Raw genomic sequence first — 19,073 nt, 5'->3', positions numbered from 1 at the left:
CCTCATGCTGCGCGGCCGAGCATGAACGCGTCGGCGCCTTTCCACTTTTCGACCTGCACGAGGCATGAATTCGGGCTCATACTGCTTGTCCCGGCCGTCTGGGGCCGGTCAGGCGTCAGCATGTTCATGCAGCCGCCAATCTCGACACGCTCACCGGCGATTTCGATGAGCTGGAATTCAGCGCTCGCCTCGTATGACTTCACGACGCCGACGGCCACCAGTGGCGACACGTCAGCCGCACAAATAACCGCGCCGCGGTCGTTGAAGACCTTGACGAGATCGCGATGGGCAATGCCCCGGGCCGCCGCGTCGGCGGGGCCGAGCCGCAGCAGCCAGAAGCGATGCCCACCGATCAACGCGCGATGATCGTCGACGCTGTTGACCGACGAATGCTTGCCGTCGCAATGAGTGTGGAAGCTGTACCGGCTATGAGTCGCAATCAGTTGCAGTGGATAGCGCTGGGCCAGCTCGCTGCGCAGCCCCTCCCACGACGGGATATACCGGTTCAGCGGCGGCCGCTCGGGGTTGTCGGCGGTGTGCCGCTTCAGCAACTCCGGCACGAACTCGAGCTTGCCGCTAGGCGTCTGCAACCCCATGCCGAACTTTTCGGCGTATTGCGAGGGCATCGGATGCGGTTCCTGCAGATCCTTGCGACGACCTTCCGCGAACCAGCGCATGTCCACCGGATGGCGCAGTTCAGGCTTTTCGGGCGGGACGACAAAATAGCCTTTGCGGCAGAAGTTGCGCCATGAAATGTGATCCGGCAGATCCGACGATTCGAATACCCTCTTGACCCAGTCGAGTTCGCCGCATCCTTCGGTGAACACGCCGCCGAGCCCGAGGCGGGTCAGAATCGCTGTGAAGATGTCATAGTCGGAGCGGGACTCGCCCAGCGGCTCGATGCATTTGTGTTGCATCATCACCATGCGGTGATTGACGGTGTTGAAGCCGTGATGCGCATACCCGCCCGAATTCGACCATTCGCCAATATCCCATCGTTCCAGGGACGTGCACGCCGGCAGAATGATATCGGCGAACTGCGCCTCGCCCTCCATCCAGATCGACTGATTGACCACGAACTCGATGCTGGGGTGCCGGTAGGCGTCGGCCCAGCGTCCGGATTTCGTGACCGTGCTGAAAGCAGATCCGCCATATCGATAAATCATGTGGATCGGCGAATAGCCGGGCATTGGATAAGTAAACGGCGCGAACTGCGCTTCCTGAGACATACCGTCCCACAGGTACCCCGTTGCATGACCGTTGATGATGGCGTCGGGTAGCTGCTGCCGCGGAACCATCTGCTTGACGGGATTCATGGTCAGAATGTGCGGCATTCGCTGATAGTTGTTCACCGCATTGGCGGTCCACGCGAGATCACCGGACATGCCGCCGTCCGCGTAGCCCGGGAAATAGAAGTGCAGGTCGTGCGGAGCGCCGAGCTCCAGACACCCGAAATTGACGCCCGGTTTGCCCCATCCCTGCATGGCCATCATCATGATCATGCAGCGCGCCCACTGCGCCCCGGTCGCGCCGCGTCCTGCGCCGCCGAACCCCGCACCTGTCATACCGACCGCGAGATAGACCTTCTTCTTTCCCCAAAGGCGCGCGAGCGCCCGCACATCTTTCGCCGGCACGCCAGTCTCGGACTGCTGCCATTCGGGAGTCTTCGGGACCCCATCGGATTCCCCCAGCAGATAGGCGCGCCACTCATCGAAGCCGGTCGTGCGGGTCGCAACGTAATCCTCGTCGTACAGACCCTCCACGACCCAGACGTGCATGATGGCGGTCGCGAGGGCCGCGTCGGTTTGCGGACACACGGGAATCCAGCGCCCACCCAGCAACTGTGCGGTCGGATTGCAGTGCGGATCGATGTGAATAAACTCGATACCCAGTTCCTTGGCCCATAGCCGCCGCGGCGTGCCCTCGAATCCCGCATATGCCCCGTTGGTGCTTTCCGGGTCGCACGACCAGAAGACAATCATTTCCGCTTCCCTCAGGCAGTCTTCGATGCCGCCATAGCCTGACGGAACGCCCACGCGCATCGAATTGCCAAAGTGATGCATCGCGCCCCAGTACCATCCTTCCCAGCTATCCGGGTTCGCAGCCACCCGGGTGAAGCCAATCAGGTTGGCAAAGCGCGTTAGCGCGCTCAGGTAGTAGCCGACATTGCCCCACTGGTGATGAGACGACATCGGGAACGTAATCGAACCGGGACCGTGAACGCGTTTTTGCCGGTTAATTTCTTTGGCGACGATGTCAAGGGCCTCGTCCCAGCTAACGGGTACATAGCCCGACTTGCCGCGGTTCTGCGGATTGCGCTCCCCGTCGGGATCGAAATCGACCCGCTTCAATGGACGAAGAATGCGCTTGTCCGAATAGACGAGCGACTTGATCGCCAGCGCGTGCGGCGCAACGAGGCCTCGCCGTGGCGGGCTGAAGCGGCGCCCGCGTGCCTCTATCTCCCAACTGGCAGCATCCTTTTCGTCCAGATCGACAGGCGTCACCCGAACGATGCGATCCTCCTTGACGTAGACGAACAGCGGCCCGCCGTTCGTACAGGTGGTGTACCGGCGCGTGCCATCTCGCATCGGCGTGCCCATCGGCAGGCCGATGGTTTGCATCATGCTGAGCGTCTGCATGAACCACACCAGCAGTTCATCGTCGCCCTCCGTCACGACTTTGAAGTTCTTCGCCGCATGAATAATGTCGGCATGATCCTGGCGCGGAGAAAGGAACTCGAGGGCCGTGGCGACGTCCTTGAACAGCATGCTCACTTCCGCATCCTGATACGAGCATGCTCGCGACCGGATGCGACCGTTCCTGATCTCAATGAGGCGACCGAGGCTCCGATCCATCAACCCGATCCAGGCAACCAGGTCTCGCTCCTTGAGGCGTTCACGATAGTCGGGGAAGCGGCGCGCCGTCAGAGCGAGTACCTTCGGCAGCGCGAACAGAATCGATTTGAGTACTTGTCGCTTCATCGTTTCATCCGGAATGACACATCGCTGCAGGGAGAAAAAACAAACGCATGCTTGACCGTAGCTACGTCCAGACACGCGTCAACTGCTTGAACCGAAGGGTCGCTTTCAACCTCTGTGCTGTGCATTGAAATCTCTAATGGTGAAACGCTGCCACCCTCGCAGGCGTCCGCCTGGGACGTCGCTCGTGTTGGGTTAGAACGTGTAGGCGACATTCAGGAAGACATTCACGGGATTGATCCGGATCGTTGACCGGGAAACGATTTGCGTCCCGTTCGCCGTCGTCCCGTCCAGTGTCAAGTGAGTCTTTACGGGAACGTAACCGACACTGGCTCCAACGGACCAGTGGTTTGAAATTGCGTAGTACGCCCCGAGTTCGAATACCGGATTCCATGACGAACTGAGTGATGCGTGCGCAGACCCGCCTGGACCGAGGCTGTCAGTGACAAACTGACTGTTTGTCGTGCGAACCTGTGTGAACCAGGTGTAGTTCACGCCTACCCCGACAAAAGGTCGGAATTTCGATTGGGCGTCGAGCAGGTGGTAGCGAAGAACGATAGCGGGCGGCATCGGCCGCGTCGAGCCCAGGGTGCCATACTTCGCGAGCGCGCCATCACCGTCCAAATTCACTGTCAGCGGGAGCCCGATCAACGTGGCAACGCCAATGTGATCGGTGACGTAGTACTCGGTCGTGATCCCCAGCGTATCCGTGGGCGTCGCGTGCGCTCCGGAACCCGGTAGCTGCTGATTCACCGTCATTCCGCCCACGCTTTCCACGGTGAGCGGCGTTGCGCTGCTTTGCGGCGCGACGTGAAGCCACCCTGTCGCCACGGTAAAGCTCCCAGCGGTCTGGGCGTTTGCAGTAACGGCAAGCGCAGCCGAGCAGATACAAACCGCCAGACCGGCGCAGCGAATCGTTCTCCTGTCATTCCTCACGTGTCTTCTCCTGTCTCTTAGGCCGGGATTTTTTGCTCGCACAGTTGTCACGTTCCGCTCAAATGAATGAACGGCACTGCGTTGTGTCGGCATTCATCTGTTTTAATCACAACCGGTAATGTCCGGCCAGTGTGTTATGTAGTCCTGCTAAGTTAAATGGGACCATTCTCTGACCTCTCCGATCTTTCCCTCCTTAGCGCTGCCTTCTGAACCGAAACAGAAATCGTCCAGTTGCAGGGTCCGCGGTCTTTCTTGCTGTTAGCGTTGCCTTATAATCGTCAGGCCCCCTCAGTAAACGCGCAGCGTATGCGCGTGAACGCGCTTAGCGTGTCTCTATCTGCTTAGTGCTCTTACTGTCGCCTGCCAGACCTGCCGACACAGACAGCGAAAAGGAGAAAGGAAAACGCCCTAGCGTAGTGCGCGCTAGCTCTTCTGATTCAGCACCGGGGAGATCGACGTGAACTGCAATCCCACGTGACGTGTCATCTGCAACGTTCACGGTCGCATTACCGACGCCAGCCTCGACGAGTGCCGACCGTAACGCGTCTGCCACTTCTCTGCGCTTCAGCGCCGGCTTGAATATCTTGCCGACGGCCGTCAGCGGCATCGAATCGACGACCCGTATGCCCTTCGGAAGCGCAGCGCGCTCGTTGATCCCGGCACGCAGAAACTCGGCAAGCTCCGCTTCGGTTGCGGCGACGCCGGGCTTGAGCTGGACATAGGCGACAGGCAGCTCGCCCGCGTGCATATCGGGACGCCCCACCGCAGCGGCAATCTGGACTGCCGGATGACGATGCAGTGCTTCCTCGATTGCCACAGGGTCGATATTGTGTCCACCCCGGATAATCAGTTCCTTCTTCCGCCCAGTGAGCCAGAAGTATCCGTCGGCATCACAGCGCCCCAGGTCTCCAGTATTGAGCCAACGTTCGCCGTCGCCGAGGTCTGTCCAGATTCCGCTGTCCTGCTCGGGCCTGGAATAACCAACAAACACATTTGGCCCGGAAATCACCAACTGGCCGACTTCATCGCCCGCGCAGTCCCGTACATACCGTCCCGCTTCGTCCACCATCACGGCCTTCATTGCCTGGCCAGGCAGGCACAGACCAATCGAGCCCACCCTGCGCTCTCCAAATGGCGGATTGACGCTGCTGACGCAGGCGCCTTCAGTAAGCCCGTAACCTTCCAGGATGCGAATCCCTGTACGAAGCTCGAAACTGCGAAACAGCTCGACCGGCATCGGCGCGGCGCCGCACAGGCCATACTCGAGCGAGCTGATATCGTTCTCTCCAACTGGAACCTCCAGCAGCGAACCATAGAGCGTCGGAACAGCGCTGAAGAAGTTAATGCGGTAATGCTCGACTATTTCCCAGAAGCGCTTCACAACGCCCTCACCCCGATAGCCTTGCGGCGTGCCGAGGACGACGTGGGCACCACGCGAAAACGCCAGCAGTCCTGTCACCATCACGGCGTTGACGTGAAAAAGTGGCAGCCCGCAAAATATTGTCTTACCCGGGCCGATGGTTTCGCCAAAGAATTGCCCCGCATTCCATGCATTGGCCACTTCGTTGTGATGCCGGCGCATGGCAATTTTCGGTAGTCCGGTGGTGCCGCCCGTGCAGAAGCAGGACGAAACATCATCGATGCTCGGTCGACGTGAGCCGTTGAGCACGACCCCGGACTCGCTCGAGTGAGCGGACGCGAAATCGTGAATCCGAAGCTGCGCTGGAACCACGCTTCGCATACCACCCTCGCCATGCAGCCTGGCGTTCTCACCACGCTGCAGCATCCGTGACGCAAATCCCCTTTCGCCAGGAATCCGGTCGGCCAGGTTGACGAGCACCAGGTCCCGCAATGCGGGGACGCAATGCAATACCGGTTGCACTTTTTGCCACAGTTCAGTCCCAGCCCCAGGAAATGGCGCGAGGGTGACGAGCACACTGGCGCCGGAGGCATTGAGCAGTTCGCCTATTGCATTGCTTTCGAGCAGCGGATTGATCGCGCAGACAATCCCCGCTGCTTCTCCTCCCCAGATCACGAAATGCGTTTCCGGGAGATTCGGCAGCAAATAGGCAATGACCGTGTCCTTTTGCACGCCCAGTCGCGAAAACATGTTGGCAGTGCGCGTGATATCTCGCACCAGTTCGCCATACGTCCAGCACTCGGGGCTGGCATAGTCGTCGGCTGTCAGGAAGAAAGAGAGCGCGGGCGCCGATGGATTGATGGCGGCGCCCCGGCGGATCATTTCGTAGGTACTCGACGGAAGATCAGCCAGTTGCTCCTGTGCTTCGACAGCAAGGACGTCCTGCGCGTTCGCGACGTCTTTCATGCTGCCTCTTCGACAACGAGGTTACGTTGCGTGCCCAGATTGATGGAGCGGTCGTAGCTGACGATCTGTGCCTCGACAACGTCCCCGATCTGAAGGTACTGCGGCCTGTCCTCCTGCATCTTCAGGAAAAGCCGCCACTTCTCCGCTTCAGGCAACTGCGCGGCAGCGCGTTGCTTCTCAGGTGAAGGAATGCTCAGTGCACAACCGGAAGGCGTACCCGTTGCGAGCAGGTCACCGGTGCGCAGGTCCTGTACGCCAGACAGCTCAGACAGTGTCTCTGCGGGGCCATAGACCAGCCCGGCAGTCGTGTCATTCTGGCGCACGGTTCCGTTGACTGTCAGCGTCAGCACGAGCTCTTTCAACTTTGGCATGTCTTGCTTCTCGAGCAGGCAAAGATAAGGACCGACAGGACCAAAGGTCCAGTAGCTTTTGCCCTTGTAGAACTGCATCTGCGGAATCTGGATATCGCGCGCGGAGTAGTCGTTGACGATCACCGCCCCGGCAATGTACTCATGCAGGTTTTCGTCGGTGATCGTTTCACGGGACGTGATATCGCGTTTGAGGACGAGTCCAAGCTCGATCTCATAGTCGAGGAAGCGCACCGCGTCTGGTTTCACGACGGCCGAGCTGGCCGCAACGATGCAACTCGTCGCCTTCGTGAAGATCATGTTGAATTTCTTCACGTCCGGGTCCATGCCCGACTCGATCATATGTTGGCGATAGTTCGCGCCTTGACATATGAACTGCTGGTCGGTGGTCACAGGCGATAGCCACTGTACTTTTGCTTCGGGAATCGACGGCCCGTTGAGCGTCATAAGCCGCTCTACCGGATTGGCTGCGATAAATGCGCCTGTCGAGCTGAACTCGCCGGGAATCGGCGTGATGACGCCATCCGCGACGACACCCCACTGGGCGCGCCCATCATGAAGGTAATGCAGGACGTGAATTGCCATTGCAGAATGCTCCGGAGTCTGTGAATAGGGTGTGATTCAGGCAAAAAGCTTTGCCAGCGTCCGCAACTTGCTCAGCGTCAGGTCAGGGCTGCGGCGTAGATTTCTGACAAGCGCCACCATGCTCGCGAACGTGAACCTGGGTTTCGTGAAACTGCGCGGCATGGTTGGCCCCCATTGAGCCATCGCCTCGCGGCTTACGGCGTGAATGCCGGTCGGCTCGTTGGCGGTGAACAGGTCGCCGTCGCAGTAGTGTTCGTGCTTGTCGCCCCACGGGTCCTGCCAGTAGTCGAAAATCTGGCTGCCGAGGATATGTCGGCCGATACCCCAGGCGTGCGTCCAGCCCTTATTGCGCAGTACGCGCTGCCCCATACCGACCGCGTCCGCGTCGATGAGCTCGTACGCGCTGTGGCTGTACGTCGCCGCAAAGCCCTGGGCAAGCGCAAGTGTGTGATGATCGGCCGGCCTGTCGCCGAGATCCAGGCGCATGAACGCGACAGCCGGCGACCCGTCGGGAAGCACCTGGACATCGCTCGGGATAAAACCGAAATGGCGCGTGTACCACGCACAAGTCTCCTGATAGTCGGCGAGTTCGAGCACGACATGCCCCAGCCGGATGACTTCCGGGGCATTTTCGGGCGGTCGCTGCGTACCGTTGACCCGGACGGTGGCATCGACGGAATTGAAGGGCAGCGGTAGCCGATGCGGCAAGCTTGACGCTGGCGCCTGGCCCCATACCGCTTCGATAGCGAACCCGGACGGGTCCGTGAGTCGCACCACGTAGCCGCCGCCCGGCAGCGCAGAGCGTTCGACCTCCGATGCATCAGGCAGCTTTGCGAGCGCATCGAGCTCCGCCCGGCCGCCGACTTGCAAGCCAAATCCGACAAACCGCGCTTTCGATGCCCTACGCACTACATAACAAAAATGCGAAGGTCCGGTGCCGCGCAAAAGCAGCATCGCCTCGTCCCGCGATACGGTTTGAAGCCCAAAGTCATTGAGAAAACGCTCGGCTTGCTCGAGATCTGACCGATCGAATACCAGATAGGCCAATGCGGTCGCCTTCGCCGTCGGATGGGGGTGACGAGCCGGTTGTGAAGTAGTCAGTTTCATGGCGGAACGTAATCAGGCGGTTGCGGTGGCCGATGCGGATTCGAGAGATGTCGCGCCGACGGTGCGATAGAGCGGAACGCCAGCCGCTGGATCGCTGGCGGCCTTCCACGGGCGGCAATTCACCGACGCGCAATGGATAGCGGGTCCCGGTGCCGGGATGGGCAGACGGATAACGTGATGCGGGCCGCCTGGCGCGGCGCCATGTCTGATTGCTGTCTCCACAGTCACTCCATCAGTTCTAGTTAGATCGGTCTACGAGGCCGTTGATGACATTAAACTCATGACTGATCGTTTTGTCAATATAGACGTTCGAATCTATACTGCGGAATATGACCAGATCAGGATCCATCATGACGACCACGACAAATCGCCGGGCAGTCAAACGTGCCACGGTGGCAGCACCCGTCGCCCCTCCCCCCCTTGTCGAAGAACGGGAGCCGCGCGGTGCACGCCGCAAGCGTGAGACGCGTGCCCGGCTGCTCGACGCCGCCCTGAGGCTGATGGCGGAAAAAGGCATGGAGGGCGTGGCGATCAACGAAATCACCGAGGCCGCCGACGTGGGCTTCGGCTCGTTCTACAACCACTTCGAATCGAAGGAAGCGATCTACGCGACGCTCGTCGACAACGTTTTCGAAGAGTTCGCGAACATGCTTGACCGCCTTTCGGTGGGCATTTCCGACCCCGCCGAGGTGGTCGCGGTCTCCGTGCGCCATACGGTTCTGCGCGCGCGCACTGATCCTGTCTGGGGACGTTTTCTGATACGCGAGGGTTTTTCTGCCCGCGCGATGAGTCGCGGCCTCGGCCAGCGGCTGCTGCGCGACATCGGCAGTGGCATTGCGGCCAAGCGGTTCGCCGTTGCCGACCCCTTTATCGGCTTTCTTGCCGTGGGCGGAACGGTTCTCTGCGCCATCGCGGCCGAACTGAACTTCGTTGTGCCGGGCGCAAGCGCCGCGGGCGTGCTGAAGGAACTCGGCTTCAGCGGCGAGCACTTTCCGGAGCGCACGGCCGCGATGTTGCTGCAAACGCTCGGGCTAAAACGCGCGGAGGCGGAAAAGATCGCCGCGCGCCCATTGCCCGTCGTGGACGAAGCTGTCGACGAAAACTGAGATCGGTAAGCCGAACAGCTAGCGCTCAAAGCGCGCAGCTGCCCCGTTGGCTGCCGTTTGCGGGCTGTCCCCGGATTGCGGGCAAGCGAGCGGCGTCTTCTCCGCTCCGCGCGATGCCCCCGCAGTCAGCAATCGACTGCCAGTCGGCCTCGCAGCGAGGCCGCGCACGACCTCGGCAATTTGCCCGACGACGGCGCCTATCGCATGACGATGGCCGACCACAATCGCCTGATATCCATCCGCCACGGGCTCGCTCACGACGCTGTGACAGGTCAATGTATCGGCGCCTGGCGACGTGCGCACAGTCCATACGACGTCAACCAGCACATGTGAGCCAGGCCAGGATTCGAAGCGCTGGACGTCGACGGCAACCTGATACACGGGGCTGTCCTCATCGCGCATGACCGTCTGTGCGCCCGCACCGCCGGCCTGCTGGCTCACGCCCGCAATCAGCGCATAGCGGAGTTCGTCCGGCAGGGACGACGCCCAGCGATCATCCTCCAGCACCTTGACCTGTGTTGCGTCGACCTGCACCACGAGCTGACTTCGCGCGACGGCGGCCGGCACCCGAACCGGGCGTATATCTATCCGCAACGAAGGGCTTGCTTTGCTGCTCGCCATCGTCTGTGGCGCGTCCGGTCCGAGCGTGTAATAGCGCGTAGCCGGCGAAGCACACGCCGTCAGAACGGCCAGGCCAATGGTGCTCACGGTCTGCGCCATCGCGCGCCACGAGGCGGGTTGCATCAGGTTCATGGCGTGTCTCCCTTCTTGCCGAACAGCAGTGCCTGCGGATGACGCTCCAGGTAATCGGCGAGCGCATTGAGCGACTGCAGCGTGCGCGTTAGCTGCTGCATCGCATCCTGAACATCCGACTGCATCGGCGCGGCTTCGCGCAGCGTCGATTCCGCGGTGCTGAATGTCTTCTGGGCCGCAGCCAGCGTGTCACGGGCTTGCGGTACGACTTCCGTGTCCATGTGCCCGAACAGCCGGTTGGCGTTTTCCAGTGCGCCATTCAGGTTGGCGCCGATCCGGTCGAACGGTACCTGGTCCAGCTTTCTGGCGATGTCCGCCACCTGCACCTGGAGTTCGTCGAGCGTATTCGGCACTGTCGGAAGTTCGATGGGACTGCGACGCACATCGACGCTCGCGCGAGGCGCCTTCGGGAACATGTCAAGCGCAACGTAAAGCTGGCCCGTTATCAGGCTCCCGGTCCGTAGCTGCCCGCGCAGGCCCTCCATCACCAGGTGCTCCAGCAATTCGTGACCGCCTGGCGTGTCCGGTGCGGGCAGCGCGTCACTGGAGCGCCGGCTGAGCCGGTCCGGATAAAGTGCCATCGACACCTTCATGCTGAAGCTCTTTTGCGCGTCGTTGTACTCGATGCCAATGTCGGTCACCTGCCCCAGCACGATCCCGCGTAGATCGACGGGTGCCCCGACGGACAACCCGCGCAGCGACTGATCGAAGCGCATCACCACATTGAGCGGCTGGCCGTCTGGCTCGCGCATGGCGTCGGCTTCGTCCGCGGCAAGCCGGAACACGGCCTTGTCGGCAGCGGGCTCGCCGGCGTCCTGCCCCGCCGGAGACTGAAACGCCAGGCCGCCGACAACGACCGTCGCCAGCGACTGCGTATTGAGCTTCAGACCGCTCGAATCGAGACGCAGATCGACGCCGCTCGCATGCCACCACCGCGTATTGGCACTGACGTAGCGGTCAAACGGCGCATTGACGAAGACATTCACGATGACCCCTGCACCGCCGGGATCGAGCGAGAATCCGACCACCTGACCGGCCTGGATACGATGGTAGAAGATGGGGGCGCCGATATCGATCGAGCCCAGCGACTCGCCCCGTAGCGTGTACTGATGCCCCGGCTGTCCGGTCGTGACAATGGGCGGGTTCTCGAGACCCAGAAACGCGGTCTGGCTTGTGGTCGAGCGCCCGATATCCACGCCGATATACGCGCCCGAGAGCAACGTGCCGAGGCCCGAGATGCCGTTTGCGCCAATGCGCGGGCGCACCACCCAGAACCGCGTGCCTTGCGTCGCGAATTTCCCGGCGTCCTTGTCCAACTGGACGCTCACGAGGACGCGCCGCAAATCGCCGGACAGCCTGATGCCTTGCACCGTACCGATCTCGACGTCCTTGTACTTGACCTTCGTCTTGCCGGCTTCCATGCCCTCTGCGCTATTGAAAGTGACGGTTACGACGGGTCCCTTGTCGGCAATGGACCTGGCCACCAGCGCAACACCGATCAATGCGGAGATGAGTGGCACCAGCCAGATGAGGGATGGCAGCCAACGTTTGCGCGGCTTGAGTTCAGGAGGAGATAGATTGGAAAGATGCATCGTTCGAAATCGGTTTCAGGAATTCCGGTGTGTGAGGAGAGGCGCAGCCAGCGCTTCATCGTTCATCGTCGAGACGGGAGACAGCGCGGCATCCGCGTTGTCCCAGATGAGGCGCGGATCGAACTGATGCGACGCGAGCATGGTGAGGATGACCACCGCGGCGAAAGCGAGCGCGGCGGGCCCCGCAGTAACGACGGCAAACGAGCCGAAATGCACCAGCGTTACCGTCAGGGCAACGACAAAGACATCGAGCATCGACCATCGGCCAATGCGCTCGACAATCCGGTACAGACCTGCCCTTTCCCGGGCGCGCCATCCGGAACCTCGATGGGCGGCAACCGTGAGTAGCGTGAGAACCACCAGTTTGAGCATCGGCACCAGAACGCTGGCGACAAAAATGACGATGGCGAGTGGCCAGTCTCCAGACGTCCAGAAGTACGCGACTCCACCCAGGATGGTGTCGTCTTCCTGACGGCCCAGTGACGTCGCGTGCATGATGGGCAGCAGGTTCGCCGGAATATAGGCAAGCGCGGCGGCAAGAAGCAGGCTGACCGTCCGTGTCAGGCTTTCCGGCCGGCGTTCATGCAGCATGTGCCGGCATCGCGCGCAGTGCTGGTGGATCTGACTTTCGCCACGCGTCTGAACGAGACCGCAGGCATGACAGCCGACGAGTCCAGCACGTTGTGCCGTGATGGCGGACGACGCACCGGCCTTGCGCATTCGCACTGGACGCGTGAAACGCCCACGGCCTGAACTCACTCGTGACCAGCGAACCCGGGCCATTCGAGAAAGCGAAATTTCGTCACGGACGGCCCAGAGCCCGCTCGGGTCAAACGAGGCGACTATGCCCAGCATGACGGTGAGCGCGCCCCATGCGAACAGTCCAGGCCCAGGGACCACCTGGGCGACGGTGACCATTTTTACGATCGTCACCAGCACGCCGAGCATGAAAACTTCAACCATGCCCCATGGGCGGACGAGTTGCACGACGCGCAACATCCCGTCGAACCGCGGCGCAAGCTTGCCGAGCCGAAGCGGCACCAGTACATATAGGAGTGCGAGCAGTTCGACCAACGGAAAGAGCATCGACGCACAGAACACCACCGTCGCGACGACACGCATGTTGCCCGTCCAAAGCGTATGCACTGCGCCAAACAGCGTCGCCTCCGACGTCATGCCGTTGGCGTGCAGTTCGATCACGGGAAAAGACTGCGCTATGCAAAAGGTGATCAACGCGGCGAGCGTCACAGCGCAGATCCAGTCAAGCGACAGTCCGGCGCCAGGTAGCGCTGTCAGGTTCGCGCCACAGCGCGAACAGGTAGCGCGGTAGCCGCTGACACTGCGAGGTTTGCGAAACAGAAGATCGCATTCGTGGCAGACAATCAGTCTCTGATATTCCATGGAGAATCTAGCGGGAAATGCGGTTGCCTCCGCTGGTGCAACGCCTGCTTGCGGCGCTTGCCCCAGCGGGAACGATCGACTGGCCGTTATCACGAACACGCGTTCATCGCGTAATCGCTGCCGTCTGCTGGGCGGCTGGCAATTCACCCATCGACTGGAACAGCGCTGCCGTATCGCTCATGCGCTGACCTGTGGCGCGCGTGGCGGCGATCTGCGCGTCGAGATACCGTGATTCACTGGCATGTGTCGCAGCCGAAGGCAGCGCACCCAGGCGATGGCGCGACGCGGTATCGTCGAATGCCGTGCGAGCGGCGTCTGCGGCTTCGTCCGTCGAGGCCAATGTCTGCGCGTCGTTATCCAGTGCAGCGAGCGAATTCGCCACGTCCTGGAACGCAGACAGCACGGTCGCCTTGTAGTGCAGCACGGCGGCGTCGTACGCGTCGATCGATGCGCGGCGCTGCGCGAACAGCGCGCCACCATGAAAGATGGGCTGCGACAGGCTGGCGCCGATAGCCCACAGTCCGCCCGCGCCGGAAAGCAACATCGGCCAGCTGAACCCGCCGCGGCCCATTGAGCCCGTCAGCGAGAGGCTCGGAAAGAGTTGGGCCGTCGAGGCGCCCACATCCGCGGCAGCCGCCTTGACGGCAGCGTCCGCTGCCTGGATGTCTGGGCGCGAGCGCAACAGGTCCGACGGCACGGCGACGGGCACCTGCCCGGGCAGCGACAGGCTGTCGAGGGCCGGCACGCTCGGCGCGTTGTCCGGTGTGCGGCCCATCAGCACGGCGAGCGCATGGATCGCGCACGCGCGTTGCTGACGCAGCGGCGGCAACGTCGCCGCGATGGCAGCCGCGTCCTGTTTTGACGCAAGCGCCTGTGCGCGCGAGACGGAGCCTAGCGCGTAGCGCTGCTGGTCCTCATGCGCAGCATCGTTGGACACGGCAACGAGCCGTTCGGTAAGTGCGATCTGCCGGTCGAGGGCCGCCACATTGATAGCAGTGCCGACGATGTTCGCGGCAAGCGCGCGACGCGACGCCTCCAGCTCATAAGCCTGCACATTCACACGGGCCGCGCTCGCGGAGTTCGTGTACCGCGTCTGGCCGAACAGGTCGAACGTGTAATGCGCAAACAGCTGTCCGGCAAAAAAATTGTATTGGACCTGCTCGGGCCCAAGGCCCGGCACCACGGCCGTACGCGCGCGCTCGACCTGCGCGGCGCCGTCGATCGACGGCAGCGTCGATGCGCCGACCTGTGCGCGCAATTCCTCCTGCGCGGACGCGAGCGTACGCTGCGTCGCCGCGAGGGTCGGGCTGTTGTGCAATCCTTCGTCAACGAGTGCATCCAGGTCGGAGGACCCGTAGAGCCGCCACCATTGCGAGCCAGGCGTCGCGCCGATTTCGAAGGTCTGCGCAACACCACCTGCGGACACTGTCTTCGCCGGCTGCGCGTCGGCACCGTAATGCTCGGGCGCCGGCATGGCCGGTGGCTCGCCGCTCGGCCCGAACGAGCACGCCGTCATGGCGAGCGCCACAGCCGCGGCAGCCACGGATGTCTTGTAAGTCAAACTCATGATCAACCCTCGGTATGCTCGACGACGACCTGTTGCGCGCCGCGCTCGTCACGATGGACCCTGAAGCAGGTCGCATAGAGCGCGGGCAGGAAAAACACCGTCAGCAATGTGGCAACGGTGATGCCGCCCATGAGCGCGGTCGCCATCGGTCCGAAGAATCCGGAGCGAAGCAGCGGGATCAGTGCGAGCACGGCGGCGGCGGCCGTCAGCATGATCGGGCGGAAGCGCCGCGCGGTCGCCCCGATGATGGCGTCAAAGCGCGCGTGCCCCGCTGCGATGTCCTGATCGATCTGATCCACCAGAATCACGGAGTTACGCATGATGATGCCGAACATCGCGATCACGCCCAGCAAAGCGACGAAGCCAAACGGCTTGCCGAAAAGCAGCAGGGCCGCTACCACGCCAATCAGGCCCAGCGGCGCGGTCAGCACGACGATGAACGTGCGCGCGAAGTTCTTCAGCTGGATCATCAGAAGCGTCAGCACCGCGATGATCATCAGTGGCATTTCCGCGTTGATGGACGTCTGGCCCTTGACGCTTTCCTCGACCGCGCCGCCCACCTCGATGCGATAGCCGACCGGCAATTTGGCGCGCGCAGCGGCAAGCGCGTGCTCGATGTTGCGCGTCACGTCGATGGCCTGCGCGTCGCCGCGCACGTCAGCCTGCACGGTGATCGTCGGCTGGCGATCGCGTTCCCAGATCACGCCGTATTCGAGCCCGTCGCGCACATGGCCGAGCGAGCCGAGCGGAACCGGGCCGTTCGGTGTGGGGACGGCGAGGCTCGTGAGCTTTGCAGGATCGACGCGCTCGCTTTTCGGCGCACGCAGATCGACATCGATCAGCTTGTCGCCCTCGCGATATTGCGTGACCGTGTAGCCAGACAGCGTCATCGCGAGGAAGCTGGACACGTCCTGCGACGTCACGCCGAGCTGGCGCGCGCGGTTCTGGTCGATCTCAAACGAGATCGAGCGCTCGGCCGGCTCATCCCAGTCGAATTGCACGTTGCGTGTACGCGGGTCGGCACGGACCTGCTCCGCGACCGTCTCGGCGATCGAGTGCACAGTTGCAATGTCGTCTCCGCTCACGCGGAACTTGATCGGGAAGCCGACGGGCGGCCCGTTCTCGAGTCGTGCGACACGCGTGCGCTCGCCGGAGAAGTCCATTTCCAGTTTCGCGTCGAGCCAGTGCATCAGCTCCTCACGTGCCTCGACGTCCTTCGCGGTGATGACGAACTGTGCGAAGTTCGGCTGTTGCAATTGCTGGTCGAGCGGCAGATAGAAGCGCGGCGCACCGGTGCCAACGAAGTCGACGTAATGATCGATGCCAGGCCTGCCGTGCAGGACTTTTTCGAGGCGTTGCGCTTCACGCAGGGTGGCCTGATACGAGGCGCCTTCCGGCAGCCTCAGATCGACCAGAAGTTCTGGCCGCTCGGAGTTCGGGAAAAACTGCTGCGGCACGCGGGTGAACGCAATCATGGCAAGCGCGAACAGGCCGCCGGTGACGCCGAGCACGACCCAGCGCCGCTCGATGCACCATGACACCCAGCCCGACAGGCGGCGGTAGAAGCCCGTGTTGTACACCTCCTGCTCATCGCCATGGCCCGCGCCAGCATGAGCCTTGCGCTCGGGCAGCATATGAAAGCCCAGCAGTGGCACCAGTACGACCGCGGCGAACCACGAGACGATCAGCGCGATGGCCGACACCTCGAAGATCGAGCGCGTGTACTCACCCGTACTCGATTTTGCGAGCGCGATCGGCAGGAAGCCCGAGACCGTTACCAGGGTGCCGGTCAGCATCGGAAACGCGGTGCTCGAATAGGCAAATGCTGCCGCGCGCATCCGGCTCCAGCCCTGCTCCAGCTTCACCGCCATCATTTCGACCGCAATGATCGCGTCGTCGACCAGCAGCCCCAGCGCAAGCACCAGGGTGCCGAGCGACACCTTATCCAGACCGATGCCGAACAGATGCATGCACAGCGCTGTCACGGCAAGCACGATCGGAATCGTGATCACGACCACCATGCCGGTTCGCAGACCGAGCGACACCAGGCTGACGACGAGCACGATCGCCACGGCTTCTCCGACCGAGCGCACGAACTCGTCCACGGAGTGCTTGACGGCGTGCGGCATGCTCGAAACCGGCACGAGCTTTAGCCCCGCCGGCAGCGTTGCCTGCAGTTCGGCCGTCTTCGCGTCGAGCGCCTTGCCGAGGTCGATCACGTCGCCGCCCTTTTGCATCGTAATGCCGATGCCGAGCACTGCCTGGCCACCCACACGCATCTGCGTGACGGGCGGATCGTCGTAGCCGCGCTTGATGCTCGCGACGTCGCCAAGGCGGAACGTCCGCTTGTTGACCGTGATCAGCATGTCCGCTAGCGCCTGTTCGTCCTTGAATGCGCCGCTTGGGCGCACGAACACGCGATCATCCGCCGTCGTGAAGGTGCCCACCGGCGCGACGGTATTCTGCGCGTCGATGGCCTGAGCCAGTTGCTGCGGCGAGATCGACAGGCTCGTCAGCCGCGCGTTCGAGATCTCGACAAAGATGTGCTGATCGGGGTCGCCGAAATAGTCGACCTTGGCGACGCCCGGGACGCGCAACAGCACCGTACGGAGCTTGTCCGCGTAGTCGTGCAGTTGCGCGGCAGAGAAACCATCGCCTTCGAGCGCGTAGAGGTTCGTGTAGACATCGCCGAACTCGTCGTTGAAGAACGGCCCGACAGTTCCCTTTGGAAGCGTTGCCGCGATATCGCCGACTTTCTTGCGGACCTGGTACCACGTCTCCGGGACTTCCTTGACCGGCGCCGAATCCTTCATCGCGAAAAAGATCATCGACTCGCCCGGCCGCGAGTAGCTCTTGATGTTGTCGACATAGGGCGCAGCCTGCAACTGACGGCCGATGCGATCGGTGATCTGCTCCTGCACCTCGCGTGCGGTCGCGCCCGGCCAGTAGGTCTTGACGACCATCGTGCGGAACGTGAACGGCGGGTCTTCCGATTGCGCGAGGTGCACATAGCCGATCACACCGAAAAGCGTGGCGAGGCCGATCAGGAAGATCACGAGCTGCTGATGCCGCAGCGCCCAGGATGAGAGATTGAAGCCGGTTGCGTCGGCGGCTTCCTTGCCGGGAGCGCTGACGGGCGCGCTATGGCGGGTGTTTTCATGGTCGCGGGCGTTCATGTCGTGGGGTCCTCCTGACGCAGCGGAGGCACCACCTGCACACGCTCTCCCGAACTCACTGCATGCACGCCTTGCAACACGACCCGGTCGCCATCGTGCAAACCGGAAGCGATCGACACCGTGCGTTCGTCGAATCGATCAATCGTGACGGGGCGCAGCTCGAGCGTGTCGCTATCTTTGCGAACGACCCATACGGCAGCGTTTTCACCCTGATGGAAAAGCGCAGTCACCGGCAGCGTGTACGGCACGCTCGCAGCATCATCGGCTGCGACAGCGAAGCTCACGTTCGCCGTCATGCCGAGGCGTACTTCGGGACCCGGTGCGGTCAGGGTCAGCTTGATCCGCCACGTGCGGCTTTGGGAATCCGCGGCAGCGGACACCTCGCGCACGGTTGCATCGAACGACTTGCCGGGAAGCGCCGGCAACGACACGCGCGCCTTGTTGCCGACACTGAGCGCGTTGACCGTGCTTTCTGGCGCGTCGCAAACGATGTCTACATCGCCCGTCCAGTCGAGGTGGTACACGGCCTGGGTGGCCTGCACGTTCTGCCCGGTATCGACGTCTTCCGAGGTGATGACGCCATCGTGATCGGCCGTTAGCGTCGCGTAGCGCAGATGATCCGTCGCAAGCGCCATCTGCGCGAGAGCAGAGGTTCGCTGTGCGAGTGCGGAAGCATAGGCGTCCTGCGATTGCTCCAGTTGCGCGGTTGCGATGAGGTTCGCGCGTGCCTGTGCCTCATCGCGGTCAAGCTGCTGCTTCGCAAACACAAGGCGATGCTCCGCCGCATCGAGCTGCGCGCGCGCGTTGACGAGGTTGTTCTGCAAATCGGTCGGATCGAGCAGCGCGACGACCTGTCCGGCCTTCACCGTGTCGCCAATGCGCACGCGCCGTTCAATGACCTTGCCGCCGACGCGGAATGATAGCGGCGTGGAATAGCGTGCCTGCACCTGCGCCGGCAGTGACGCCCTGGCCACATGTCCGTCTGGATGAACAGCGCGTGCCACCACCGGCTTGGGCTCCGGCACGACGGCTTCTCGCTGATGGCATGCGCCAAGGAGGATCGCGCTGCACGCCGCGATGACGACGGGCAACCGGTGCGTCGGCTGGAACAGGGAAGAAATCGAGGGGCGCGCCTGTTTCGGCGCGACGGGTCCGGAAAGTTTCACGATGTTCAAAAG

The 19,073-nt window shown here is 62.3% G+C and carries 12 protein-coding genes; 1 reads left to right on the top strand and 11 read right to left on the bottom strand.

Features of this window, described 5'->3' with window-relative positions:
* Positions 1 to 2: 2 nt before the first annotated feature.
* The 5 genes from AB3X99_RS24535 to AB3X99_RS24515 form a co-directional block, all read right to left on the bottom strand.
* Complete coding sequence (locus tag AB3X99_RS24535) at positions 3 to 2,981, bottom strand: molybdopterin-dependent oxidoreductase (RefSeq protein WP_368618420.1); 2,979 nt, start codon at positions 2,979 to 2,981, stop codon at positions 3 to 5.
* A 192-nt stretch (positions 2,982 to 3,173) separates the two neighbouring features.
* Positions 3,174 to 3,914: an OmpW family protein gene (locus tag AB3X99_RS24530; protein WP_069266309.1), complete on the bottom strand. Its 741-nt coding sequence runs from the start codon at positions 3,912 to 3,914 to the stop codon at positions 3,174 to 3,176.
* A 322-nt stretch (positions 3,915 to 4,236) separates the two neighbouring features.
* Positions 4,237 to 6,240 (bottom strand): acyl-CoA synthetase, encoded by a 2,004-nt coding sequence (locus AB3X99_RS24525; RefSeq protein WP_368618419.1) that lies wholly within the window; start codon positions 6,238 to 6,240, stop codon positions 4,237 to 4,239.
* Positions 6,237 to 7,193, bottom strand: a complete 957-nt coding sequence (locus AB3X99_RS24520) for a fumarylacetoacetate hydrolase family protein (RefSeq protein WP_368618418.1) — start codon at positions 7,191 to 7,193, stop codon at positions 6,237 to 6,239. The genes AB3X99_RS24525 and AB3X99_RS24520 overlap by 4 nt, the downstream gene beginning before the upstream one ends.
* 36 nt (positions 7,194 to 7,229) lie before the next feature.
* Entirely contained in the window at positions 7,230 to 8,300 is a 1,071-nt protein-coding gene (locus AB3X99_RS24515) for a VOC family protein (protein WP_342946392.1), read from the bottom strand.
* Positions 8,301 to 8,650: 350 nt separating this feature from the next.
* On the opposite strand from AB3X99_RS24515, the gene AB3X99_RS24510 reads away from it, so the two are divergent.
* Positions 8,651 to 9,406: a TetR/AcrR family transcriptional regulator gene (locus tag AB3X99_RS24510; protein WP_069266305.1), complete on the top strand. Its 756-nt coding sequence runs from the start codon at positions 8,651 to 8,653 to the stop codon at positions 9,404 to 9,406.
* 18 nt (positions 9,407 to 9,424) lie between these two features.
* On the opposite strand, the gene AB3X99_RS24505 is transcribed toward AB3X99_RS24510, so the two are convergent.
* From AB3X99_RS24505 to AB3X99_RS24480, 6 genes are all read right to left on the bottom strand, one after another.
* Entirely contained in the window at positions 9,425 to 10,159 is a 735-nt protein-coding gene (locus AB3X99_RS24505; RefSeq protein WP_368618417.1) for a membrane integrity-associated transporter subunit PqiC, read from the bottom strand.
* A complete protein-coding gene (locus AB3X99_RS24500) occupies positions 10,156 to 11,751 on the bottom strand; it encodes an intermembrane transport protein PqiB (protein ID WP_069266303.1) in 1,596 nt (531 codons plus the stop codon). Before AB3X99_RS24500 ends, AB3X99_RS24505 begins: the two co-directional genes overlap by 4 nt.
* 15 nt (positions 11,752 to 11,766) lie before the next feature.
* Positions 11,767 to 13,152, bottom strand: a complete 1,386-nt coding sequence (locus AB3X99_RS24495; RefSeq protein WP_368618416.1) for a paraquat-inducible protein A — start codon at positions 13,150 to 13,152, stop codon at positions 11,767 to 11,769.
* A 103-nt stretch (positions 13,153 to 13,255) separates the two neighbouring features.
* Complete coding sequence (locus AB3X99_RS24490; protein ID WP_368603011.1) at positions 13,256 to 14,719, bottom strand: efflux transporter outer membrane subunit; 1,464 nt, start codon at positions 14,717 to 14,719, stop codon at positions 13,256 to 13,258.
* A gap of 2 nt (positions 14,720 to 14,721) precedes the next feature.
* A complete protein-coding gene (locus AB3X99_RS24485; protein WP_368618415.1) occupies positions 14,722 to 17,895 on the bottom strand; it encodes an efflux RND transporter permease subunit in 3,174 nt (1,057 codons plus the stop codon).
* Positions 17,892 to 19,070 carry an efflux RND transporter periplasmic adaptor subunit gene (locus AB3X99_RS24480; RefSeq protein WP_368618414.1) on the bottom strand — a complete coding sequence of 393 codons (1,179 nt, stop codon included), beginning with the start codon at positions 19,068 to 19,070 and terminating at the stop codon, positions 17,892 to 17,894. Before AB3X99_RS24480 ends, AB3X99_RS24485 begins: the two co-directional genes overlap by 4 nt.
* Between the last annotated feature and the right edge of the window lie 3 nt (positions 19,071 to 19,073).

The organism is Paraburkholderia sp. BR10882 (assembly GCF_040948855.1).
In the GTDB taxonomy this organism is placed as follows: Bacteria; Pseudomonadota; Gammaproteobacteria; order Burkholderiales; family Burkholderiaceae; genus Paraburkholderia; species Paraburkholderia nodosa_A.
The sequence above is the reverse complement of the archived record's forward strand: the minus strand, read 5'-3'. Positions and strand labels throughout refer to the sequence as shown.

What these genes read in the sequence shown, in the direction of transcription:
- AB3X99_RS24535 (WP_368618420.1), bottom strand. Translation starts at nt 2,981, where the DNA reads ATGAAGCGACAAGTACTCAAATCGATTCTGTTCGCGCTGCCGAAGGTA.
- AB3X99_RS24525 (WP_368618419.1), bottom strand. Translation starts at nt 6,240, where the DNA reads ATGAAAGACGTCGCGAACGCGCAGGACGTCCTTGCTGTCGAAGCACAG.
- AB3X99_RS24520 (WP_368618418.1), bottom strand. Translation starts at nt 7,193, where the DNA reads ATGGCAATTCACGTCCTGCATTACCTTCATGATGGGCGCGCCCAGTGG.
- AB3X99_RS24515 (WP_342946392.1), bottom strand. Translation starts at nt 8,300, where the DNA reads ATGAAACTGACTACTTCACAACCGGCTCGTCACCCCCATCCGACGGCG.
- AB3X99_RS24510 (WP_069266305.1), top strand. Translation starts at nt 8,651, where the DNA reads ATGACGACCACGACAAATCGCCGGGCAGTCAAACGTGCCACGGTGGCA.
- AB3X99_RS24505 (WP_368618417.1), bottom strand. Translation starts at nt 10,159, where the DNA reads ATGAACCTGATGCAACCCGCCTCGTGGCGCGCGATGGCGCAGACCGTG.
- AB3X99_RS24500 (WP_069266303.1), bottom strand. Translation starts at nt 11,751, where the DNA reads ATGCATCTTTCCAATCTATCTCCTCCTGAACTCAAGCCGCGCAAACGT.
- AB3X99_RS24495 (WP_368618416.1), bottom strand. Translation starts at nt 13,152, where the DNA reads ATGGAATATCAGAGACTGATTGTCTGCCACGAATGCGATCTTCTGTTT.
- AB3X99_RS24490 (WP_368603011.1), bottom strand. Translation starts at nt 14,719, where the DNA reads ATGAGTTTGACTTACAAGACATCCGTGGCTGCCGCGGCTGTGGCGCTC.
- AB3X99_RS24485 (WP_368618415.1), bottom strand. Translation starts at nt 17,895, where the DNA reads ATGAACGCCCGCGACCATGAAAACACCCGCCATAGCGCGCCCGTCAGC.